Source organism: Agarivorans litoreus (assembly GCF_019649015.1).
GTDB classification, from domain to species: Bacteria; Pseudomonadota; Gammaproteobacteria; order Enterobacterales; family Celerinatantimonadaceae; genus Agarivorans; species Agarivorans litoreus.
On record NZ_BLPI01000001.1, the window covers coordinates 3112683 to 3133089 of the forward strand.

A 20407-nucleotide genomic window follows, 5' to 3' on the forward strand; every position below is an offset into this window, starting at 1 on the left:
CCCGTGGCTTAATTCAACAGTTTTAATGAGGAAGTATAGTGATTTTTAAAGCTTTAAAAACGGTCAAGACAGTGGCTATGGGGCTGTGTATTTCCGCTGGCTTAATAGGGTTTAATGCTCAAGCAGAGAACATTGATTACTTAAGTGCAATAAACAGTGACCTTAATGCCAGCCCTTTAACCTTTGCTAAAGGTGAACTTCGTTGGGCAAAGGTTGGAGATTTACGCCCAACCCAAGCTTTGATTGGTTATGACCAAGTAAATTATAAACTTGGCCGCTACCAAGCCGAGCCCAAAAAGATGTATGAAGAAATTTGTGAGTCTTACGGTGCTGGTGAAAAAAAGGTTAAGTGGAACGAGCAGTCTTCTCCATTAAAGCCGGGAAGCTTTAACTGCCCCTTGGCAATTGGTAGTGAAACTGCAGAGATGAAAACCGCCATTATAGGGCCCGATGGTCACTTATATTTAACCGACGGCCACCATACCTTCTCTACTTTTATCGATATGGAGAATGGTGGGGCGAAAATGCCGGTGCTGATTAAAATTCAAGATAATTGGTCAACGAGCGAGAGTGATTCCATCGAGCAAGCTATGTCGCTGTTTTGGCAGCGCTTGGCACAAACTAACAATAGCTGGCAATTTACCGCCAGTGGCGAAGCCATTTCTTATTTAAACATGCCGACTACACTCGGGCAGGATTCTTTATCCAACCAAGCTTTTAGAGCATTAGTTTATTTCGCGCGTGATATTAGCTGGGTGAAAAAGCAGGCCGAAGCGATTAACTTTTTAGAGTTTCATTGGGGTTATGAGCTAGCTAAAAGCATCTCTTTAGATGAACAACGCTTAGTTGAGCAGGCATACTATTTAAGCAAAATAGAAGAAGTTGCTAAGCAAATGCTAGCGTATGCTCCCGAGCAAGCTATTGCCAGCAGCGGCAGAAGCGCTAAACAGCTAGGGCAAAAGGCGGCTTGGGACAATAACAGTGATAAAACGCTACAGCAGCTGGTTTGCGGCTCGAAAAAAGGCCGCTTAGGTAAGTTAGGTTTTGCCTTAAGTTATAAGCAACCGAGTATAAGCTTGGAATGCAATTAAACGTGCAATAAAAAAGCAAACCCAAGGGTTTGCTTTTTTCAATTTTACTCAGGCTTACGTTTGCCTTTAATAAATTCTTCTAGAATTTCTAGGGTGAATTTACCCGTTTGTTTTAAGCGTTTAATAAAAGTTCACGAATCATACCTTGAAGTTCAGCACCACCAAAGCTTGTAGATTCAAAAGTCATATCTATCGCTTTTTTTCCGTCTTTGTTTTCTAGGTTTATATTTTGCGGATGATTTAACAAGCTCCTCACTATGGCTAAACGTCCAAATCGAACGGCATACATAAGAGGAGTCCAGCCATTGTTATCTTGATGTTCTAGATTCGCTCCAGCCTCGAGCAGCACCCTTATAGTCATAGGTTTGTTGGTTGAAATTGCTAAACATAAAGCCGTTTGTCCTTTGGTATTTGTTGCATCTACCTTTACTCCTTGCTTTAACAGTTCGTAACTAATCTCTGAGGGACCGTAGTCTCCGCGACCTTCTAGACCTGCCAGTTGAGTGATAACATCATCGGAAATAAGTTCTGTTAGTTTAGTGTCTGTTAAGTGATCGAAAAAAGTGTAAAACACAACTTCGTCACCAGTGAGTATGGCATTAGTTATCGCTGTGTTTGCACTGAAATCAACAATCGTCTGATTTGGATGTAACTCGAAAATAGCCTTTAACGTTTCGGTATGCCGGTAGGTAGCGGCCAAATGTAAAGCGGTTTGCCCTGTAGTCAATTGGCCGTTGACCGCCAAGTATTGACCAAACAGCTTAATAAACTCGGCTTGTTTTCGATCTAATTTCTGATTTACATAGGCAGCATGTTTATTGGGTGAAATAGCGCTTGCTAATGAAACATATTTTGCTTCTTGCAAAGAATTTGAAGCAATAAGGGAAGCAAATGCGGAGTGATCAAGCTCTTTAACAGCTTTAATTGCCTTGTGATTATTTGCTTTGTTTGAGTTTTGAAAAATCAGCGATGAATCGATTTCGCAGCATTGAGTGTTATGTGGAGTTGTGTGTTGGCAAGATATAATTAGTGGCAATAATAAGAACAAGTAATACTGTTTAAGAGATCTCATAGCTCATCCATGAATTATGAAAGTTTGTACACAATGGTAATGTAATAATGCTAGGTTTAAATGTAAGGCTCTAGCTGTGCCGTAGAGCCTTTCTTTCGATTACTCCGGCTTGCGCTTACCTGTCATAAATTCTTCGAGAATTTCCGGAGTCAATTCACCGGCTTCTTCTAGGCGCTTTAGCTCCGCTACAATAAGCTTTTGCTCTTCCATTGATGGAACTGGAAGTTCAGGCTCTTTTTCGATGCCTTCTGGAATGTTTAAATTATCTAACATGGTGGCTCTCACGATAAAACTTAGTTGGACTAAGTATATCAGCAAATGGGCCTTTAGTTGCAGTGCTTGAAAACTGAAAAGTCACCCCTTGATGATCTAAATCATCACCTGCCTAGTAAGCATTAATATTGGATGAGTGCCTGATATGTAAGGAAGGGTGGGCCTGAGTATGAAAAATCAAATAAATCCCAAACGCTTACTGAATAGTAAATGGACTAAACAAGCGGTAGTGAACAAGCAAAAACACTTTATTGTGACAGAGCTAGAGATTGATGACTTACAAGCGGTGCAGCGCTGCGTGATTCAAGCGGTTTACAACCAGCAAGATTTTGAGATTGATTGGCGAGAGTTAAAAGATCGCAGCCATTGGCAGCAAGGTTGGAAGTAATAAAGTTAGGCACTAACTTACAGCGCCTAACTAACATGCATTAGCTACGGCTAGTGACTTCTAGCAAGTGATAACCAAACTGCGTTTTCACAGGGCCATGCACAGTATTTAGCGCTTCATTAAATACCACTGTATCAAACTCTGGCACCATATCGCCTTTATTAAACTCACCTAACTCGCCGCCATTTGCGCCAGATGGGCAGTTAGAATGCTGCTTGGCGATATCGGTAAATGCGGCTCCGCCTTCAATTTGGGCTTTTAGATCTAAACATTGTTGCTCGGTATCTACCAGAATGTGGCGTGCGCTTGCTCTTGGCATGAGATGTCCTCTGTAATTGTCGCTGTTGATGGCTAAACAGCAAGTACGGTAAATACTGCTTAGCTTGAAAGGGCAAATGTAGTGGTAAAGCTTAGTGTCTGTCAAATTGGGGAAGCACGCTTTGTGCTTCCCCAGCCAAACTTTATAAAACGGTAATTACATCTTGTTCTGGCAGGCGTGCCTTTGGTAAGCCGTAGTTGTAGTCTTCGCCGTCGAGGTGGTAGCCAAGTGCTAAGGCAAAGTGGCAAACATGACCATCAAGCTCTTGCTCGAATATCTCGCCAATTAGCGCCGAATCCACGCCTTCCATTGGGGTAGAGGCTATGCCTAAACGCGCTAATACGTGCAAGGTGTTGCCTAATGCAATATAGGTTTGCGCCTTGGTCCAGTTACCGTTAAAGCCGGTTTCGTCAGTATTAGCTTCGGCAAAGCTGAATCCCCCATTAAGCATTGCGTCGTACATGTCGGCGGGTAAGTGGCCAGAGCTTACTTCTACGTCTACCACTTTACGGTAATCATCTTTGGTGAAGTTGGGATTGTGAGCAAACAAAATGATATGAGACGCTTCTTTTGCATGTGCTTGATTAAACTGATGCATGTTGGCAAAACTATCGTGGAAGCGCTGCTTAGCAGCGTCGCTTTCAATAACAATAAATTTCCAAGGCTGCGAGTTAATTGAAGAAGCCGATAAACGAATAGCTTCTTTTATCACCGTCATGTCTTCGGCTGAAATACGCTTTGATGCATCATATTTTTTAGCGGTGTAGCGGCTATTTAGATCGTTAATAATTGGGTGAGACATCGGGTAAGTCCTCGCTAAGCTTGTTTAGATAGGCGCATCTTACGAGGATCTGTTTTTAAGAAACAGAGGCGAACTCTCCAATTATTATGGTGATTTTTGTCCATAATGGTGTTGAGTTGGTAAAGCGGTTAAGGTTTTTTATGGAAGCGTAATGGGGGTTTTTAAGAGACCCGTTTTGATTGATGAACATATTTTATTTAGCCGTAGAAACAAAAAGGCCGCTCAATTGCTTGAGCGGCAAAGGATATAAAAGGCTATTGGATTACATTGCTTCGATTAAGATCAGCCCTTCGCTGCCCGCATCAAAGCTAACAGTGCCATTGCTTACGGTGGCAATAGAGCCAGTGTAAGCGTTGCGCACGCTGCTGCCGTTGTCGAAGTAGCCAGCAACATTTACAGATACTGTACCTGAGCCATCTACCACTACAACAACATTGTTGCTTTCACCCGATACTGGGTTCGTCCAAGTACGTGCAAAAGCTTTGCCGTTAGACTGGCTAACAGCAATGTGTTGGCCGGCGCCTACTGCTGGGTTGTCACGACGGAATTGCCCCACTTTTTGCCAGTGTTGGTGAACGCTGTTACCCGCTTTGCTCCAGTCAATGCTTGAACGGCTGCCTTGGTCGGCATCTGAACCACCATCGCCATTTACCCGGCCAAGTTCATCACCGTAGAACACTTGCACACCACCTGGTAGTAGCAACAATGCTGTACCCGCACGTTTTTGACGGTTATCGTCGCCGTTGTAGAACACCGCGCCGGTATCGTGGCTGGAGATGTAGCTCAGTGCGTTCCAATCGCTAGAGCTGTTGATTTGATTTGCATAGTTGGCGAACTGACTGAGCATGGTGTCAGCGCTATCAATCATGCCACCCACGGTGGTTTTGAAGTTGAAGTTAATCACTGAATCAAACTTCGCCGTGGTATGAATGTCTGATTGGTTGACCCCATGACCCCAAACTTCTGCGGTGGCCCAGAATGGTTCGCTCCAATTAGCACCCGGCGCATCGGGGTTGTTTTGACGCCATTCTTCAAGCGCAACGGTCGCTTGGTCTTTCAAGTAGGCCCAGTTGTCGTAGGTTACGTGTTTGGCGGTATCAACTCGGAAACCATCAATACCGTAGTCACGTACATATTGCACTAACCACTCAGTAATCCAATCGCGAACACGCTTAGTACCTTGGGCTTGGTAGTTACTTAGGTAGCCTTGACCAAAGGTAGATTTGTTGGCTAAGAACGGAGGAATACCCACTTGTTGAGTTGACTCGGTTTTAAAGTCTGGCAAGAAGGCTAAACACTTAGTTAAGTCGTCACCGCCACAACCATCGTAGCCAGGTAAACCAACACGTATCCAATCTTTACCCCACCAGTTCAACCATAGGTTCTCATCGCCATCGTAGTTGATGAAATCATGGTAGCCAAACCAGTTTTGACCATTGCTTGGTGTCCAATTTGGACCGGCAGTATCAGAGCCGTAGTTAAACTCATCCATGTCTTTTAGGGTGTTGTAACCTGCGTGGTTCATTACCACATCCATAACAACACGAATGCCTTGACTATGTGCTTTATCTACAAAGGCTTTAAACTCTGCAGGTGTGCCCATGTTGGCATCAAGGTTGGTGTAATCTTGCACGTAGTAACCGTGGTAAGCGTAGTGAGCAAAGTCACCGTCGCTGCCGCCGCCTACAAAGCCATGAGCTTGTTCATAAGGTGCAGTTAACCAAATGGCGTTAATACCAAGATCGGTGAAGTAGCCTTCATCCAATTTAGCGGTTAAGCCAGCAATATCACCACCATGGAAAGTACCAATGTTTTTGCCTGTGGCATCAACACTTGGGCGACCATAAGAGTTGTTATTGCTTGAGTTACCATCGTTAAAACGGTCGGTAATAACAAAGTAAACGTTGGCGTTGTCCCATGTGAAATCAGACGCGGTTGGCTGCTCAACTTTGCTAATGGTGAAACATTGGTTAGCGTTGCTGTTTGCGTTTTCTGCATACAAACATAGCTGCATAGACTCACCAACGGCTAGGTTGCTACCAACCGAAATGGTTTCGCCATTGTTATACGCAATACCGTTTACTGGGTCGCTACCGTCGGTAGTGTACAAACCACCGGTAACATCATCACCAGTAGCACCTAAGGTAATGCTTACTTCGTTAGTCCAGAAGGTGCTTACCGCGGGATCAATGCTTACTTTGGCATCATTGCTTGGTAAGTCACAGGTATCTGTCCAACTCTGAGTGCTAATGGTGTAACAGCCATCTTTATCGCGGAATAGATCATCCGTTTGGCTATTGCCTTGGTTGCTAAAGATAAGTTTGCTTGAGTCACTGTTCTCAAACTTAAACTCATGCCAGTTTTCACCTAGAGCTGTCATTGCATCACCAGGCCACGCTGTATCAGGCTCTGAGCCAGCCGGAAGAGCATCCCAGTGGTGAATTGATGGTGTCCATTCTGCTGGCGCGTTTAGATAAACGGTAAAGCCAGTTTCGGGCGCTGCAATCTTGTTGTAGGTATAAGTTTGAATCACCGAACCTTGAGCATTGGCTACAAATACTTGTAACTCAACGGATTCACCCACAGCCAGCTCGCCACCAATATTGATGATGTCGCCATTGTTAAAGCTTACACCTTGGGTGCCACCAGTAGTACTGAGCGAATAACTACTATCTGTAACGTTTTCGCCTTTGTAGCTTAAGGTTACTGCTAGCGTGTCGGTGCTAAAGTTGCTGCTGCCTGGGCTTACTGTGAGCTCAGGTTTAGTTTCAATAATCACTACGTCAGCAGTAATGGCTTTGCTTGAAGCATCAAAACTGATGTTGTAGTTAGTATTGTCATCCACTTGGAAATCTTGGTTAGGGTAGTTCTCACCCCAGCTACCGTTATCAGAACATGCAGCAACCTTAAAGCGTGCTGGGCTTTCTTCTCCGGCAAAGGCTTGTGTTAGCTCATATAAGCCAGTTGCTGAGTTAAGCGGCATTGGGGTTTGGCCCCAGCCATTTGGCGTACCACGGAAACACCATACTGCAGTCTCTTCGCCCGCAACGGTAATATCTACGCTGGCGGTATTGCTTACTGCACCGAGGTTGTCGGTAACTTGTAAGGTAACGGTTTCACTTTGGGTGAAGGTAACACTGATGGATTCTGTGGTTTCACCAGTGCTCCAGGAGTAGCTAGCAATGCTTCCATCGCTGTCGCTAGAGCCACTGGCCGAGAAGGTGATGCTAGTGCCAGCATCTACAGTTTGCGCATTTGCTGGTGAGATAACAGCAGTTGGCACTTGGTTACTATCACAGTTTGCTACCGATACTACGTCGATATTTTTGCTGTCACTGTAAAAGCTGATTTGGTAGCTACCGGCCGATACGCGGTAGTCTTGGTTAGGGTAGGCTTCTTGCCAATTTCCCCAACGGTCAATTTTAAAACGTGGGTCGTTATTGCCAAAGGTTTGGCAGGTTTGAAATTCTGTACTAGATACCTGATCCATGGCGGTGGTTTGCCAGCCATTTGGCGTGCCACGGAACTCCCATTCTGCTTGAGCAGAAAGGGAGGCCGTTAACAAACCAAGGAGTACTACCTTGTTCATGTCATTTCCTTATTCGAGTTTATATTGTGATAGCCGTAGGCATATCAAGCTGTTAGCCAATGTTAAATGACTCTTCCTGGTCATTTATTGCGCGACCATAACGCCGCTCGAATAAAAAATAGCCTTAAAAGTGAGCAAACTGAGGTGTTCATCAAATAAATATATTGTTTTTGTGATTGAAAAGGATTTCATTTTATTTGTCATATCAATCAATTATTTATATTCCGTTGATTATTGGAAAACTTTGCTTAAACCAGATAAGTCACTGCTAGGTGGGGTGTAAGCGACATTTTTGACAATTGGCTGAAAGTCGGAGGCTAAGACACAGAGCTATCCCTAGTCAGCGACAAGATTGAAGACAAATTCTTGGCGGAGCTTAAGCATTTGAATTGCAAAAGATTAGGAGGCTAAATCGTTAATTAAAAGTGAGTTAATGCTGTTTTTTAGCTGTATAACTGAGTAATACGACTATTATTTATATTATCTATAGTTGGTTTTGGTAATAGCTTTATGGCAACGCTCAATCAAGAAGTTACTTTTGATAAATCGCTGCAACTGGTCTCAACCACCGATTTGCAAGGAGATATCACTTACGCAAACGAGGCCTTTTGTGAGGTGGCGGGATACTCGCATGAAGAGTTGTTGGGGCAACACCATAATATTGTGCGCCACCCTGATATGCCCAAGGCCGCTTTTGCCGATTTATGGAAGAAGCTTAAAGCGGGTGAAGCGTGGCGAGGCATGGTAAAGAACCGCTGTAAAGATGGTCGCTATTATTGGGTAGATGCTTACGTAACACCTCTCTATGAGGAAGGCCAGCATATTGGTTACCAGTCGGTGAGAGTATCGCCAAAATCAGAACACAAACAGCGAGCAGAGATGATTTACCATAAGCTAAATAATGGTAAACATATTGAACCCTTATGGAGTGGCAGGTTAGCAAGAGTATGGGCGTCTGCCATTATTTTGCTGATGGGCTTACTGTGGGTGTCGATGAATATAGACAGTCGTTATGCCTTGCTAGAGTTGCTGTTTGTCGCTAGTTTATTTTTTCTTAATTTTAATGAGTTAGTCACAACGCCATGGAAGCTCAATAAGCTTAAGCAATCGTTTGATAGCCCTAGCCGTTACATCTACGAAGGCACCGAGCTTTTTGATGTCGCTCGTTTTCATATTGGTTTATTGGAAGCGAGAATTAAAACCATACTTGGTCGCACAGCAGATTCAACCAAGCGCTTACAGATCCTTTCCAAAGAGCTCGCTACCATTTCTATCACTACCAGCAAGGCTGTCGACATTGAAACGGTAGAATTGGAGCAGTTATCTGCGGCCATTCATCAAATGTCGATGACCGCGTCAGAGATCAGCAATTCCACGGTAACCGCTACCGATAAAGTGGGTGAAACTCAAAAACACTGTGAGCAAACTCAATTCAATATGAGTGAAACGCGGCAGCAGGTAGAAACCTTGTCTGAGGACGTGCAACAAGCAGCTAGCTTGGCTAAAGAGCTTACCGATGACGCAGATGGTATTGCTAAGGTGATGGAAGAAATCCAAGGCATTGCTTATCAAACTAATCTGCTAGCTTTAAATGCTGCCATTGAAGCTGCGCGAGCGGGGGAAAAGGGCCGAGGTTTTTCGGTGGTTGCCGATGAAGTAAGAGCGCTCTCTAATCGCACTCATCAAGCTACTGGTTTGATCGAGCAATCGGTGGAGAAGATGCAAAAAAGCTTGGCATCTTGGGAGGAAAGAATGACTCAGAGCAGCGGCCAGGCAGAGCAGTGTTTGCTTACCGCAAGTCGTAGCTCCGAGTTGGTGGCTGATATATCGAATATGATGAATGAGATATACGATGTCTCTACCACCATTTCAGTGGCAGCCGAACAGCAGTCTGTAGTGAGTGCCAATATTTCGGAAAATGTGGCTAAAATTAGCCAGCTAAGCCAAGAAACCAAACAGCATGCCAGTGAACTACAATCCAGCAGCAGTGAGCTGGCCCAAAAGTCTAATGATATCGCTTCGCTGTCAGATATGTTTGCCTAAACGTCGTTACTGTAACTGCTAATATGTACCTCTGCAGCCCTATCGCGCAGAGGTACAAGCGATTGATAAGACCGCGAATAATACCAGCTCTCTAGTTGTTCAACACTGTCAAATTTGATCACCACACTTTGCTCAAATTGGCTAGAACCCGCCAGTTGCTTATTCCATTGACCGCGTAGCAATACCTTGGCTTGATAGGGTGTTAAAGACTCGCCCACAGCCTTAACATATTGTTGCCAAAGAGTCGGATTTTTAATGTTAACTTGTCCCAACAAATACGCTGCCATAATGCCTCAAAACTTGTTTTCCTTATTGCTTTTAAAACTAGCCTTAATATGCTCACTTGGAAACCAATAAAATATCTAAATAAAGCCTAATGGTCTTTTCTCTAAGCGCTTGTATACTTTTGATATGAGTGAAGAAAATTTAGCACTGGTATTAGCCGGCCCAATCTTAAGACAAATCAGCACTACTAAGCTGAGCATGTGGATTGCCACCTCGCAAGCTATAGAGCTACAACTTAGCTTGCAAGCAGAGGGCAAGTCGCCGCAGTTGTTTGATCATCAGCTCATCATGCAAACTAGCCAATGCATTTGTGCTGGTGAGCGTCTTTATTATTACTTAATTGATCTAGAACTTAAGTCGGCTTTGCCTGTCGATACTTGGGTTAGCTACGATTTAGGCCTTATTAAAGCGGGTGAATCTGAGCCTTTAACATGGCGAGATTGGGCGCCAGAACTGGTGTATCCACCGCGCAGTTTACCGGGTTTTGTGGTACCTAATAAGGTAAAGCAAATGCTACATGGCTCATGCCGTAAACCGCACTTTGCTAGTGGTGATGGTTTGGTAAGAGCTGATGCTTGGTTGGCCGAACAAAAGTTAGATAACTGGCCAAGTTTGCTGATGCTAAGTGGCGATCAAGTCTACGCCGACGACGTTGCTACTCCCATGCTAGTCGCTATTCACCAGTTAATTGCCCGTTTAGGTTTGGCGAATGAGCCTTTTCAAGACAGTAAACTAGCCGCTAGCGAACAACTTCATGCTCAAGGGCACTATTTATCGCGCCAAGAGTTATTGCCTAAAGAGGGAGTGGAACTGGCAGCCAATAAAGCTTTGTTTAGTGCGGTAAAGAAACCTATTTTCACCTCTGATCATGCTAACAATCATTTGATTTCTTTAGCCGAAATGCTCGCCATGTACTTGTTAGTGTGGTCACCCAGTGCGTGGACAGGCATAGAAATGAACCTGCCCGACTCATTAAGTTTGGAGCAACTGGACGAGTTTGTTAAGCAGCGCGAAACCCTTGAAGGTTTTGTTGCGGGTTTAGCTAAAGTACAGCGCCTAATGGCACATTTGCCTTGCGCGATGATGTTTGATGACCATGATGTCACCGACGATTGGAATTTAACCGCAGCTTGGGAGCAAAGTGCCTACGGTCATCCCTTTTCTAAACGCATTATTGGCAACGCTTTAGTGGCCTATTTTCTATGCCAAGGTTGGGGCAATGCACCAGACAACTTTTCAGAGAAGCTGATGGGCGAACTGCAAGCAAGCTTGTTGGCTCCTGGTGGTCAGCAGCATTTAGATTTAATCGATACGCTACTTGGCTACCCACAGTGGCATTACCATTGGGAGACCGAACCTAAGTTATTGGTGTTGGATACCAGAACCCATCGCTGGCGCTCGGAGCGTAACCTTAATTCACCGTCGGGTTTGATGGATTGGGAAGCGCTTACCGATTTACAGCAGCAATTGATTGGCTTAGATAGCGTTATATTAGTGTCACCTGCACCGATGTTTGGGGTAAAGCTTATTGAAGTGATTCAGCGCCTATTCACCTTGGCAGGAAAACCGCTGCTGGTGGATGCAGAAAACTGGATGGCGCACCCTGGTTCGGCAAACGCGTTATTAAACTTATTTCGTCACCCGAAAACGCCACAGCACTTTGTGATTTTGTCTGGTGATGTGCATTACTCTTTTGCTTATCAAATTCAACTGCGTGGCAGAGAAGGGGGGCCCGATATTTGGCAAATTACTAGCAGCGGCATAAAAAACCAATTTCCCGAAGGCTTGCTTAATACCCTTGATCGGATTAATCGCTGGCTATATTCACCTCGTTCACCACTTAACTGGTTTACTCGTCGTAGACGAATGCGGATTGTGCCTCATCGACCAGAAAATGCTGCACGTGGTGAGCGCTTACTTAATGCTTCTGGCATTGGTTTGCTTAAGCTAAATAGTGATGGCTCTCCCAAGGCGGTGCTGCAATTAACCGCCAAGGGAGAGGCGGTGGCATTTGAAATGTCTGAGCAAGACGCGCGCTGGGAATAAACCTTTTTTGTAACTGATTCATTTTTATTGAAAATAAATTGCGTGTTGCTTGGTCTAGTTAAACAGGTAGTTATTTTTAGTTAATAAAAGGCGGACTATGCAGCAAACCAAGGCCACAAGGTTTATCCTAAGCATGCAACACGCTTGGGTAAAATTTGGCTGGCTGTTGCTGCTAATAGTTGCCTTAATGGGCTTACCCAAACTTAGCTTGCAACCCAGTATTCATGCCTATTTTTCCAAGAATGATCCAGAGCTTATTGCTTTAAGTAAATTTGAACAGCAGTTTGGTGCTGTTGCTAATCTTCAGGTTTTGCTCTTCGGCTCTCAAAGCTGGACCAGCCCAAATCAACTCGCTTTACTTCAGAGTATTAGTCAGCAGTTACTGCTACTTAAGGGAGTTGAAGCTGTTAGTCCAACAACCGAACTAGCCTTGCAATCGGCCTTACCTCCCACACTAGCAAAACAGCTAGTTAGCGAAGATGGTTTAAGTGTATTGCTTAGCCTAAATGTAGCGCCAAATATTGCGGAACAGGCGAAGCTTGTGCCAGAGTTTTTCTCGCTGCTTGATAATGTGCTGCAAGAGTTTGCAGCTGAAGGAGTCTCTTATCAATACGCAGGAGAGCTAGCGCTAAGTCAGCAATATCTTAAGGTGTTAAAACATGATTTGAGCTGGTTTGCCCCTGCGCTGATCATCAGCTTTGCCTTGTTATTTACTTTGGTTATTCGCAATCTGCGGTGGTTAGCTGCCATGGCCAGCTGCGCCTTATTTAGCTTGCTGCTTACGTTGGGGCTAAGTGGTTGGTTGGGTTTAAAATTGGCGGCGATTAGTGCTTTTATTCCCTTGGTGATAATTAGTCTCATCATGGCCTATTGCAGCCATTTATATTTTGCATGGCGAGAACAGTTAGTAGAGGGCAACGATAGCTATCAGGCTATATTGGGCGCTTTGGAGCACAAGTTCTCACCTTTGCTTTGGGGAGCATTAACCACTGCAGCAGGTTTCTTATTATTGAATCTAAGCCCTTCCCCCCCGATTGCTGACTTTGGCTTAATGGTGGCATTTTCAGTGCTCATTAACGGCTTGGCCTGTTGCTCCCTGCTGCCTTGGTGGCTAAAAGGCATTACATATTCAAAAAATATAAACACAAAACAACCCGCTAAATTAATTAACTTTTCTCTTTTGCTTAAGTATCGACGCGTTATTTTGCTGGCCGCACTTGTTGTGAGCTTAGTGGCGGGGTGGGCGGTAAGTCAGCTGCGCTTTGACGATGATCCTTTAAACTACTTTAAAGCCGATAATGCTTTCTCTTTGAGCAGAGATAAGCTGCAGCAACAGTTTTTAGGTTTACATAGTGTGCGCTATCAGCTCAGCGAAGAGAGCGATGATCCTTTGGTTCGCTCAGAGCCATTAAGCCGATTGTTAAGCTACCTAAATCAGCAAGCTGAAGTTCGCCAAGTAAACAGCAAACACGATTGGTTAGATTGGTTTGCGCAAGACCCAACAGCAATTATGAGTATGTCTACGGTGCAGCAAAGTGAGCTTGATCTAGCTAAACAGGCAGAGTTGCTCACGGTATGGTTACAGCCTTTAAGCAATCGCCAGCTTATTGAATTTGAGCAAGGTGTTGCACAGTGGGCGGCGGCTGAGCAAATCCAATTATCACCGGCTTATAGCAGCAACCTCATTTTTGCTAAGTTTAATCAAGCTAATGGCCAAGCGATGTTGCTGTCTTTTAGCTTGGCGTTTTTGTTAGTGGCCTTGGTGGTGCTAGTGTTAAAACGCAGTGGGTACCTAATGGTGCTAGCACTGCTGGCTAACGCCATTCCGTTAGTATGGGTATTTGCTCTATGGCAACTATTTGGTCAACACTTAAGCTTAGGCAGCGCGGTGGTGATGGGCATGATGCTCGGCATTATTGTTGATGATAGTTTGCACATATTGCTTAAGGTTGATCCGGTGCGTGGTGGTGCCAAGCTGCAGCAAGGTATGGCTAGCATTACTCCCGCTTTGTTGCTCACTTCTGGAGCGCTAACGGTTGGTTTCGCCCTAGCTTATCTATCTGATTTTTTGCCTATTCAGCAAATGGGCTTGCTCTCAGCGCTTACCCTGTTATTAGCCTTGTTGGTGGACTTATTTATACTGCCTTTGTGTTTACCTCTTGCTAAAAGCCGCTTGTCAGCAGAGTTAGGGGGGCAGCCATGAAACGACATACTATGGGCAATTGTTTTGCCGCCAAGCTAGCGACACCGAGCTTAAACTTGCAGCACCCTATTGCTAGTTGGAGCAAACAATATGCAGGCCATCCTTTAGATTTTTCTTCAGCACATACCGAGGCGCTGGCGTTGTTGATGCCGTTATTGTTGTGTGGCGAACAATCGGCCCAATTGGTGTTTCAGCAGCAAGCGTTGCAATTAAGTCAGCAACAATGCGCCGATTCAGTATTAGCCTTAAATGAAGTAGAGGCAGATGAAGCGTGGCATGATGAAGCGCTACAAACGGTTTTTTCTCAACTGCCAGAGCTTGCTGAACAGCATAAGGTTCGCCGTACCGCTCAGCGCTTTTATGCTGGCTTAGGCCGTAGCTTGAGTTTACAGCAACAGTTTGTGCGAATTGCCAGTTTAGATGCCTGTGTAACCCAGCTGATGCAGTTGATTGAGCGCGGCAGTATTGGTCGTCATCATCCTTTTTCTTTGCTGTGCGGCTTAATTAAAAAAGACGAAGCCAAGCATGTGTATGTGAGCAAGCACTTTGCTCAGCATCTTGGGGCAAGTGTGAGTGACATGGCAGAGGAGCGTTTGTGGGTGCTTGGTGCATTAATGCAGCTGCTCAAACAGCAAGCCGATCAGTTTGAAATTATAGGCGTTGATTTGGATAAGTTAGAAAAAAGATTGGAGCTAAAATGGCAGTAAAATTTGCAAGCCATTCATTAAACCTATTGGCGGCTAATTGGTTTGTGCCACATCAGCCGGTTGCTAATGAACAGTTGTTAGGCTACATGGCGGAGCAATGTGGTTGGCGCATGGCACGTAAAGCCCAAATTATTGCCAAACGTTTAGGGGTGGAGCGGCGCTTTTTAAGCCGCAGTTTTGCCCAGCCACGCAGTCAAGCTTCACCAACTGGCGTGGATATGGCAAAGCAGGTGTTACAGCAGTGCTTGCTGCAGTCGGATTTGCAGGTTGAGCAACTAGGGTATTTGTTAAGCCATACCTGTACGCCGCACACCCAAGTTCCGCCCAATGCAGCATGGTTGGCCGATGAGTTGGCGTATCACGGCGCTTATGCAGAGCTTCGCCAAGCCTGTACCGGTTTTGCCAATGGCTTGCAGCTAGCCAGCGCGTTATGTGCCGCAGACCAAGCGCCAGTGGCTATTGTGGGCAGTGAAACGGGCTCGGTGTATTTCGATTTAGATAAGCAATTTGTCGATCAGCAACAGTTAGTGAATTTTGTGCAAATGGGGGACGGTTGTGGTGGGGTTATTGTTGGCCCGGCTAGCCAGCAGGAGCGACTAATCAAAGACATTTATTTAGGGCAGATTGGTCATAACAAAGCTCCTGGCTTTTACTTAGATGCTGGCGCCGATAGCGTGGGTGAGGGCAATATGGCGCGCTTTCATCATAATATTACTCAGGTGAAGGAAACTGGCTCACAGTTGTTCGAATTAGGCTTAGAAGCAGTGCTGTCGCGGGGTTATCAACTCAGTGACTTTAGGTACATTTTGCCGCATCAAGCCAATGGCCATATCGATAAACTACTGAGCAAAGCGCTTAACTATCCAAAAGAACAAATCATTAATGATGCAAAATCATTCGGTAATCTTGGTTCGGCGGCTATTTGGTTAAGCTTTGCTCGCTTACTTGAGAATTGCCCCTTAGAGCCCGGAGACCAAGTATTGGTGTTAGGCGCAGAAGCGACAAAATACCTTTATGGTGGTTTTGTTTATCAGCATTAGGGTTTTATTTGGCTGATTTTTTCTGTGAGTTAACGCGGTACTTGTTGTCTTATTCTGCGAGTAACTATCTCACTGTTTCATTCTGTTTCACTCTCTTTTGAAGTACTTCAATTTTTGCCAATTTAACTTAGGCTGAAAGCTAGGTTGCCCTTCACTAAGGGTAAGATTAAGCATTGTGAAAGTGAATTGATTTCAAAGTGTTTGAGGGTGGACAAAGTATGCAAGTAGCAGGTAAATGGGCCTTAGTGACTGGGGCAAGTCGAGGCGTGGGTTTACGCATTGCCAAAGCATTAGCCGCTAAAGGTGCCAAAGTAATTGTGCACAGTCGAAGCTTGAGCGCATCGCAAAAAGTGGTAGATGAGATTACCCGCCTGCAAGGCTTTGCGGTTGCAGTTGAGGCCGAGCTGTCTGATAACCAAGCTTTAGCCAATTTGGTGACTCAAGTTAATCAATTAACTCATCAATCTTTGACGGTGTTATATAACAATGCCGCAATTATGACCCCTTGGCGAGATGATGCCGTGGTTCCTGCCTCAGATTACGCCTTAAGCTTTCAAGTAAATTGCATTGCACCAGCACGTTTATGTGATGCCTTTTTACCGCAAATGAAGCAACAAGGTGAGGGGCGTATCGTTAATGTTACCTCTGGCATTGCCGACCAACCTCAGCTTATGGCTTATAGCTGTTCTAAAGCAGCCTTGGATCGTTATGTGCGCGACATGTTGCCTAGCTTAGCTGGCAGCGGTGTATTAATGAACTTAATGGATCCTGGCTGGTTGCAGACCGACTTAGGCGGAGAGCAAGCGCCTAATCATCCAGATTCAGTATTACCGGGCGCGTTAGTCCCGGTATTACTTGATGATGAGGCCGGTAGTGGCCAGCTCTACTGCGCTCAGGATTACCGTTAAGTTCAAACCCCAAGTGTAGGTGGTAGGCGGCCTCGGCCGGTTTTTTCTTTGCTGGCTGTTATTAGCATATAAATACAGGTACTACTTAGCACCAAGGCAAAGTAGAGAGGTAAGCTTAACACAGAGCCTTGCAGTGCACCTGCTACTAGCGGACCTGCTATTGAACCAACGCTGTAACTAATCAACATTAGCTCAGTAATTGCCACAATTTTGTCGACAGCTTCGTTGACGCAAGCCTGTGAAATAGCGATTGGATATATTGAGAATGCGGCGCCACCCAATACAAACAGGCTCGATGATAAAATCAACCAAGAATCGGCCATTGCAAGTGCTAGGGCCGCGAGTACTCCGGTAGCGGCCGCTAAGGCTTGTAACAGGGTTTTGTTAAAGCGCGCCGACAAATAGCTGCTTAATGGCTGCACCAACATACCGCCTAATATCAAGCTTGCCATTAACAGGCCTACCTGTTCACTCCAGTGGGTTTGCGAATTTAAGTAGCTGGGTAGTAGTCCATAAATAGGCCCAAGCACCAGTCCTGAAACCATACAACCCAGTACGGCGGGTTTACTTAATCCGGCAAGGTCTTGAAACGATACACGGCTATGCTCGGTTTGCTGGGGACAGCCTTGACGATTAAATATTGGTGCTAACACGGCTAAGGCTAAGAGGGCTGCAATACTTAAAAATGGTAACGAACCGCTTATGCCAAGCGGCTTAATCAATAATTGGCCTGCAGCACTGCCAGCATATAGGGTTAGCATGTAAATACCCAAGCGAGAGGCGCGTTGTTTGTCATCGTTAACCAATAATAACCAAGACTCAACTACTACAAAAATCCCTGCCGTTGCCGCGCCAGCTATTAGGCGCAAGGCAAGCCATGCACCGGCATACGGGAGCATCCACATTAACAATACAGTGCTTAGCAGCAGCAATAAACAGCTAATGAAGGCCGTCCGATGGCCAATAACTGCAATTAAGCGTTGCATCTGTAGCGCACCAAATAACAAGCCGGCGTAATAGGCACTAGCTAACCACGCACTTAGCGACAGTGGCAGCGCTAGCTCGCTTAAGGCTAGTGGCAATAGGCTCATTAAGTAGCCTGAAGCAACCGCAAATAAGCCTAAACCTAACAATGGGCTAAGGATCCCTGAGTTTGGCTGTTGCGCAGAATTGTTTAACATGGAGTACCTACAAATAAATACGACTAATAGACAGTGCTTTATCCAAAGCCGCGCGATAATGTCAGTAACTTTGCTTACACTGAAACAAAGAATTTTTGTGGTAACGATAAGAAAGTTTTGCTAAGTTCCTAAAGATAGGTTTTCAATTTAACTTTTTGTTTATTAAAGGTTATTTGTTGTTTTCGGGAAGTTTTTGTTAGTTGTGAAATAGATTGACGGAAGTGGGGTTTTCTTGCACATTTAAATAGCGAAAAAAGCTCAGCTTAGCTAACTTTTTGTCGCGGAATATAGCCTGTAATATTTTTAGTTAAATTAGGTTAACAGCGATGAGATTTTCAAGATTTGATGATATTGATGAGTGGGAAGAAGAAGATAAAACCGCTCAGATTAAACACTCTAAAAAAGCCAAAAATAGTTCGCGTACTCGACGTAGAATAGACGAGTATCATGAGCAAAAACAGTTGGCTTCGTATTTAACGGATTTTAGTTCATTCTCTTAAATATGAATATTAGCGAAACAGCTAAGCTAGCCCGGTTTAGAGCCTAGCTATAAGAAGATAACGCCACTAATTTAGTGGCGTTTCTGTTATGGTTTATGCGTCATCTTCGGCCAGTTGTTTGGCTAAAGTAAAGGCTTCGATTTCTTCACCTACTAAGTTCTCATCTAAGTCTATGGCCACCAATACTTTGTCTTCATCAAGACTTGGTAACCATTCTTCAAAAAACGCTTCAAGTTTAACGGCTACTGGCTGATAGCTCGCCCAATCTTCAATACATAAGGCTTGCGCATTTGCTTGCTTAGAAAATAGCGGCATTACGTCGGTGGCTTCAAATTCGATGGAATCGACCACTACAAATTCATCATCGGCGCTAAGCACCCAAAGCTCTCCTGCAGCAATTACTGCTTGGCTAAAGGCTGATAGATTTGTTTCTGAAGTAGACATGTTTTGCTCCGATTTAAGTAATACTGGATCCTTGCCCATTGTTGGCAATTAGGCAATGTTTATCGATGAATTATTTGTGGCGCTTGTTATTGCTTAAGGCGCGTTGTCGGGCTTTGCGTTTTTGAACCGAGCGCGAATTACGTTTGTTAGAGGGTGTTGGCTGGTTTAAATCGGGCTCAAAGCCAGGATACCATTGCTGAGGTAATCGGCGGTCGAGTTGGGCTTCTAAGTCGTGCAGTAAGTGTTCGTCGTCAACACTCAACAATGTGATGGCAATGCCGCTTTGCCCTGCGCGACCAGTACGGCCAATGCGGTGGGTATAGTCTTCGTTTTTGTAAGGTAGCTCTAGGTTGATAACACAGGGCATATTTTTAATATCTATCCCCCGAGCCGCTACATCAGTTGCGACTAAGAGGCGTATTTCGGAAGCCTTAAATTTAACTAAATTTTGTTCGCGGGCGGCTTGGCTTAAGTCTCCATGTAATGCTGCAGCGCTTATATGTTTTTGAATCAGCTGTTTTACCAGTTTATCCACGTCTTGTTTGGTGCGGCAAAATACCAAGGCTTGTTGCCAACTGGCTTTTTTAGCTAGCTGACAAAGCAATGCGGCTTTTTTATCTTGGTCGACGTTGTAAACGCGTTCTTCTATTTTTGCTGCCTTGCTATGAGCTTTGGCAATATCTAGTTGTTTGGCTTGGTTTAACCAAGGTTTAGCAAAGCGGTAAATGCCCGCATCTAACGTAGCGGAGAACAGCATGGTTTGACGCTGCTGCGGTAAATACTTGAATAGGGCTCTTAATTCATCTTTAAAGCCAAGGTCGAGCATGCGATCGGCTTCGTCTAATACCAAATGTTGTAAGTGTTTTAAGTCACAGGAGCCGCGCTTTAGGTGATCTAACATTCGGCCTGGAGTCGCTACCACTATGTTGCAGGCTTGCTTAAGAGCTAATTGCTGCTTTTCAATGCTTACGCCGCCATACACCAAGGCGCAATTAAGCTCGCAGCCTTTGGCGTAGCTTTCTAGGTTTTGGTGCACTTGCTGAGCCAGCTCACGAGTAGGCGTGATGATTAAGGCTTGGGTATGGTGAGTACGCGCTTGCTGGCTAAGAGCTTGCAATATAGGCAAGCAAAACGCCGCGGTTTTGCCGGTGCCGGTTTGGGCACAAGCCATTAAATCATGACCAGCCAACGCCAGAGGAATGGCTTGCTGTTGAATCTCGCTAGCTTGTTGGTAGCCCAAAGCACTAAGGTTTTTAAGTAGCTTAGGGTTGAGAGGCAGTTGGCTAAATGTCATTGGTTCTTAAAACACGCTAATTGAGGCTGGGTTAAGTATACCTAATCGCTCGCAAAGCTACTGGCTTTTGTTTTGATTAGAGCGGGGTCGCTTCGCTAAGTGAAGCACTCCCCTCCTTGAGATAAATAAGTGTATGAGCTGGCTCACAAAATCACCGCTTGTCTCTGTTTTTAGACAATAATTCCCGAGAAAATCATCAATAAGTAGTTTGGTATTACAAAT

At 44.8% G+C, this 20407-nt stretch carries 18 protein-coding genes; 9 read left to right on the plus strand and 9 right to left on the minus strand.

The genetic code is table 11. The features are described from left to right. Positions 1-38: 38 nt before the first annotated feature. A complete protein-coding gene (locus K5L93_RS14335) occupies positions 39-1091 on the plus strand; it encodes a ParB/Srx family N-terminal domain-containing protein (protein WP_220720448.1) in 1053 nt (350 codons plus the stop codon). A 112-nt stretch (positions 1092-1203) separates the two neighbouring features. On the opposite strand, the gene K5L93_RS14340 is transcribed toward K5L93_RS14335, so the two are convergent. Both K5L93_RS14340 and K5L93_RS14345 read right to left on the minus strand, forming a co-directional pair. Next, positions 1204-2163: an ankyrin repeat domain-containing protein gene (locus tag K5L93_RS14340; RefSeq protein WP_220720449.1), complete on the minus strand. Its 960-nt coding sequence runs from the start codon at positions 2161-2163 to the stop codon at positions 1204-1206. Between the two features lie 99 nt (positions 2164-2262). Continuing rightward, positions 2263-2436, minus strand: coding sequence for a restriction endonuclease subunit S domain-containing protein (locus tag K5L93_RS14345; protein ID WP_016400452.1), 174 nt, complete (start codon positions 2434-2436; stop codon positions 2263-2265). Positions 2437-2605: 169 nt separating this feature from the next. Between K5L93_RS14345 and K5L93_RS14350 the strand changes: the two genes are divergently transcribed. Next, entirely contained in the window at positions 2606-2824 is a 219-nt protein-coding gene (locus K5L93_RS14350) for a TIGR02450 family Trp-rich protein (RefSeq protein WP_016400451.1), read from the plus strand. 40 nt (positions 2825-2864) lie between these two features. On the opposite strand, the gene K5L93_RS14355 is transcribed toward K5L93_RS14350, so the two are convergent. The 3 genes from K5L93_RS14355 to K5L93_RS14365 all read right to left on the minus strand — a co-directional run bounded on the left by K5L93_RS14355 (position 2865) and on the right by K5L93_RS14365 (position 7534). Continuing rightward, positions 2865-3143: a peptidylprolyl isomerase gene (locus K5L93_RS14355; protein ID WP_016400450.1), complete on the minus strand. Its 279-nt coding sequence runs from the start codon at positions 3141-3143 to the stop codon at positions 2865-2867. A 142-nt stretch (positions 3144-3285) separates the two neighbouring features. After that, the gene (locus tag K5L93_RS14360) at positions 3286-3945 is read right to left on the minus strand and encodes an NAD(P)H-dependent oxidoreductase (RefSeq protein WP_220720450.1); all 660 of its coding nucleotides are present in this window, start codon (positions 3943-3945) and stop codon (positions 3286-3288) included. Positions 3946-4207: 262 nt separating this feature from the next. Continuing rightward, positions 4208-7534, minus strand: a complete 3327-nt coding sequence (locus K5L93_RS14365; protein WP_220720451.1) for an alpha-amylase family glycosyl hydrolase — start codon at positions 7532-7534, stop codon at positions 4208-4210. Positions 7535-8044: 510 nt separating this feature from the next. Between K5L93_RS14365 and K5L93_RS14370 the strand changes: the two genes are divergently transcribed. After that, positions 8045-9577 (plus strand): methyl-accepting chemotaxis protein, encoded by a 1533-nt coding sequence (locus K5L93_RS14370; RefSeq protein ID WP_220720452.1) that lies wholly within the window; start codon positions 8045-8047, stop codon positions 9575-9577. Here K5L93_RS14370 and K5L93_RS14375 read toward each other — a convergent pair. Continuing rightward, a complete protein-coding gene (locus K5L93_RS14375; protein WP_220720453.1) occupies positions 9574-9864 on the minus strand; it encodes a DUF1330 domain-containing protein in 291 nt (96 codons plus the stop codon). The two genes, K5L93_RS14370 and K5L93_RS14375, sit on opposite strands and share 4 nt — an antisense overlap. A gap of 124 nt (positions 9865-9988) precedes the next feature. Between K5L93_RS14375 and K5L93_RS14380 the strand changes: the two genes are divergently transcribed. The 5 genes from K5L93_RS14380 to K5L93_RS14400 all read left to right on the plus strand — a co-directional run bounded on the left by K5L93_RS14380 (position 9989) and on the right by K5L93_RS14400 (position 16766). Then, positions 9989-11908, plus strand: coding sequence for an alkaline phosphatase D family protein (locus tag K5L93_RS14380; protein ID WP_220720454.1), 1920 nt, complete (start codon positions 9989-9991; stop codon positions 11906-11908). 133 nt (positions 11909-12041) lie between these two features. After that, on the plus strand, positions 12042-14111 hold the full coding sequence (locus tag K5L93_RS14385) for an efflux RND transporter permease subunit (protein ID WP_220720455.1): 2070 nt from the start codon (positions 12042-12044) through the stop codon (positions 14109-14111). Further along, positions 14108-14818 carry a hypothetical protein gene (locus K5L93_RS14390; protein WP_220720456.1) on the plus strand — a complete coding sequence of 237 codons (711 nt, stop codon included), beginning with the start codon at positions 14108-14110 and terminating at the stop codon, positions 14816-14818. Before K5L93_RS14385 ends, K5L93_RS14390 begins: the two co-directional genes overlap by 4 nt. Then, positions 14809-15858 (plus strand): 3-oxoacyl-ACP synthase III family protein, encoded by a 1050-nt coding sequence (locus tag K5L93_RS14395; protein WP_220720457.1) that lies wholly within the window; start codon positions 14809-14811, stop codon positions 15856-15858. The genes K5L93_RS14390 and K5L93_RS14395 overlap by 10 nt, the downstream gene beginning before the upstream one ends. A 218-nt stretch (positions 15859-16076) precedes the next feature. Beyond that, the gene (locus K5L93_RS14400) at positions 16077-16766 is read left to right on the plus strand and encodes an SDR family NAD(P)-dependent oxidoreductase (protein WP_220720458.1); all 690 of its coding nucleotides are present in this window, start codon (positions 16077-16079) and stop codon (positions 16764-16766) included. A gap of 2 nt (positions 16767-16768) precedes the next feature. Here the strand turns inward: K5L93_RS14400 and K5L93_RS14405 are convergent, their stop codons facing one another. Further along, a complete protein-coding gene (locus tag K5L93_RS14405; protein WP_220720459.1) occupies positions 16769-17947 on the minus strand; it encodes an MFS transporter in 1179 nt (392 codons plus the stop codon). Positions 17948-18273: 326 nt separating this feature from the next. Here K5L93_RS14405 and K5L93_RS14410 point away from each other — a divergent pair, with 326 nt between their 5' ends. After that, positions 18274-18447, plus strand: coding sequence for a PA3496 family putative envelope integrity protein (locus K5L93_RS14410; protein WP_220720460.1), 174 nt, complete (start codon positions 18274-18276; stop codon positions 18445-18447). A gap of 93 nt (positions 18448-18540) precedes the next feature. On the opposite strand, the gene K5L93_RS14415 is transcribed toward K5L93_RS14410, so the two are convergent. Then, entirely contained in the window at positions 18541-18891 is a 351-nt protein-coding gene (locus K5L93_RS14415; protein WP_220720461.1) for a DUF2750 domain-containing protein, read from the minus strand. Positions 18892-18961: 70 nt separating this feature from the next. Continuing rightward, entirely contained in the window at positions 18962-20185 is a 1224-nt protein-coding gene (locus K5L93_RS14420) for a DEAD/DEAH box helicase (RefSeq protein ID WP_220720462.1), read from the minus strand. Positions 20186-20407 lie beyond the last annotated feature (222 nt).

Excerpts from the sequence above, each read along its gene's own strand:
- K5L93_RS14355 (WP_016400450.1), bottom strand. The coding sequence starts at position 3,143 with ATGCCAAGAGCAAGCGCACGCCACATTCTGGTAGATACCGAGCAACAA.
- K5L93_RS14395 (WP_220720457.1), top strand. The coding sequence starts at position 14,809 with ATGGCAGTAAAATTTGCAAGCCATTCATTAAACCTATTGGCGGCTAAT.
- K5L93_RS14365 (WP_220720451.1), bottom strand. The coding sequence starts at position 7,534 with ATGAACAAGGTAGTACTCCTTGGTTTGTTAACGGCCTCCCTTTCTGCT.
- K5L93_RS14380 (WP_220720454.1), top strand. The coding sequence starts at position 9,989 with ATGAGTGAAGAAAATTTAGCACTGGTATTAGCCGGCCCAATCTTAAGA.
- K5L93_RS14340 (WP_220720449.1), bottom strand. The coding sequence starts at position 2,163 with ATGAGATCTCTTAAACAGTATTACTTGTTCTTATTATTGCCACTAATT.
- K5L93_RS14390 (WP_220720456.1), top strand. The coding sequence starts at position 14,108 with ATGAAACGACATACTATGGGCAATTGTTTTGCCGCCAAGCTAGCGACA.
- K5L93_RS14405 (WP_220720459.1), bottom strand. The coding sequence starts at position 17,947 with ATGTTAAACAATTCTGCGCAACAGCCAAACTCAGGGATCCTTAGCCCA.
- K5L93_RS14345 (WP_016400452.1), bottom strand. The coding sequence starts at position 2,436 with ATGTTAGATAATTTAAACATTCCAGAAGGCATCGAAAAAGAGCCTGAA.
- K5L93_RS14400 (WP_220720458.1), top strand. The coding sequence starts at position 16,077 with ATGCAAGTAGCAGGTAAATGGGCCTTAGTGACTGGGGCAAGTCGAGGC.
- K5L93_RS14415 (WP_220720461.1), bottom strand. The coding sequence starts at position 18,891 with ATGTCTACTTCAGAAACAAATCTATCAGCCTTTAGCCAAGCAGTAATT.
- K5L93_RS14350 (WP_016400451.1), top strand. The coding sequence starts at position 2,606 with ATGAAAAATCAAATAAATCCCAAACGCTTACTGAATAGTAAATGGACT.
- K5L93_RS14370 (WP_220720452.1), top strand. The coding sequence starts at position 8,045 with ATGGCAACGCTCAATCAAGAAGTTACTTTTGATAAATCGCTGCAACTG.
- K5L93_RS14375 (WP_220720453.1), bottom strand. The coding sequence starts at position 9,864 with ATGGCAGCGTATTTGTTGGGACAAGTTAACATTAAAAATCCGACTCTT.
- K5L93_RS14360 (WP_220720450.1), bottom strand. The coding sequence starts at position 3,945 with ATGTCTCACCCAATTATTAACGATCTAAATAGCCGCTACACCGCTAAA.
- K5L93_RS14385 (WP_220720455.1), top strand. The coding sequence starts at position 12,042 with ATGCAACACGCTTGGGTAAAATTTGGCTGGCTGTTGCTGCTAATAGTT.
- K5L93_RS14420 (WP_220720462.1), bottom strand. The coding sequence starts at position 20,185 with ATGACATTTAGCCAACTGCCTCTCAACCCTAAGCTACTTAAAAACCTT.
- K5L93_RS14410 (WP_220720460.1), top strand. The coding sequence starts at position 18,274 with ATGAGATTTTCAAGATTTGATGATATTGATGAGTGGGAAGAAGAAGAT.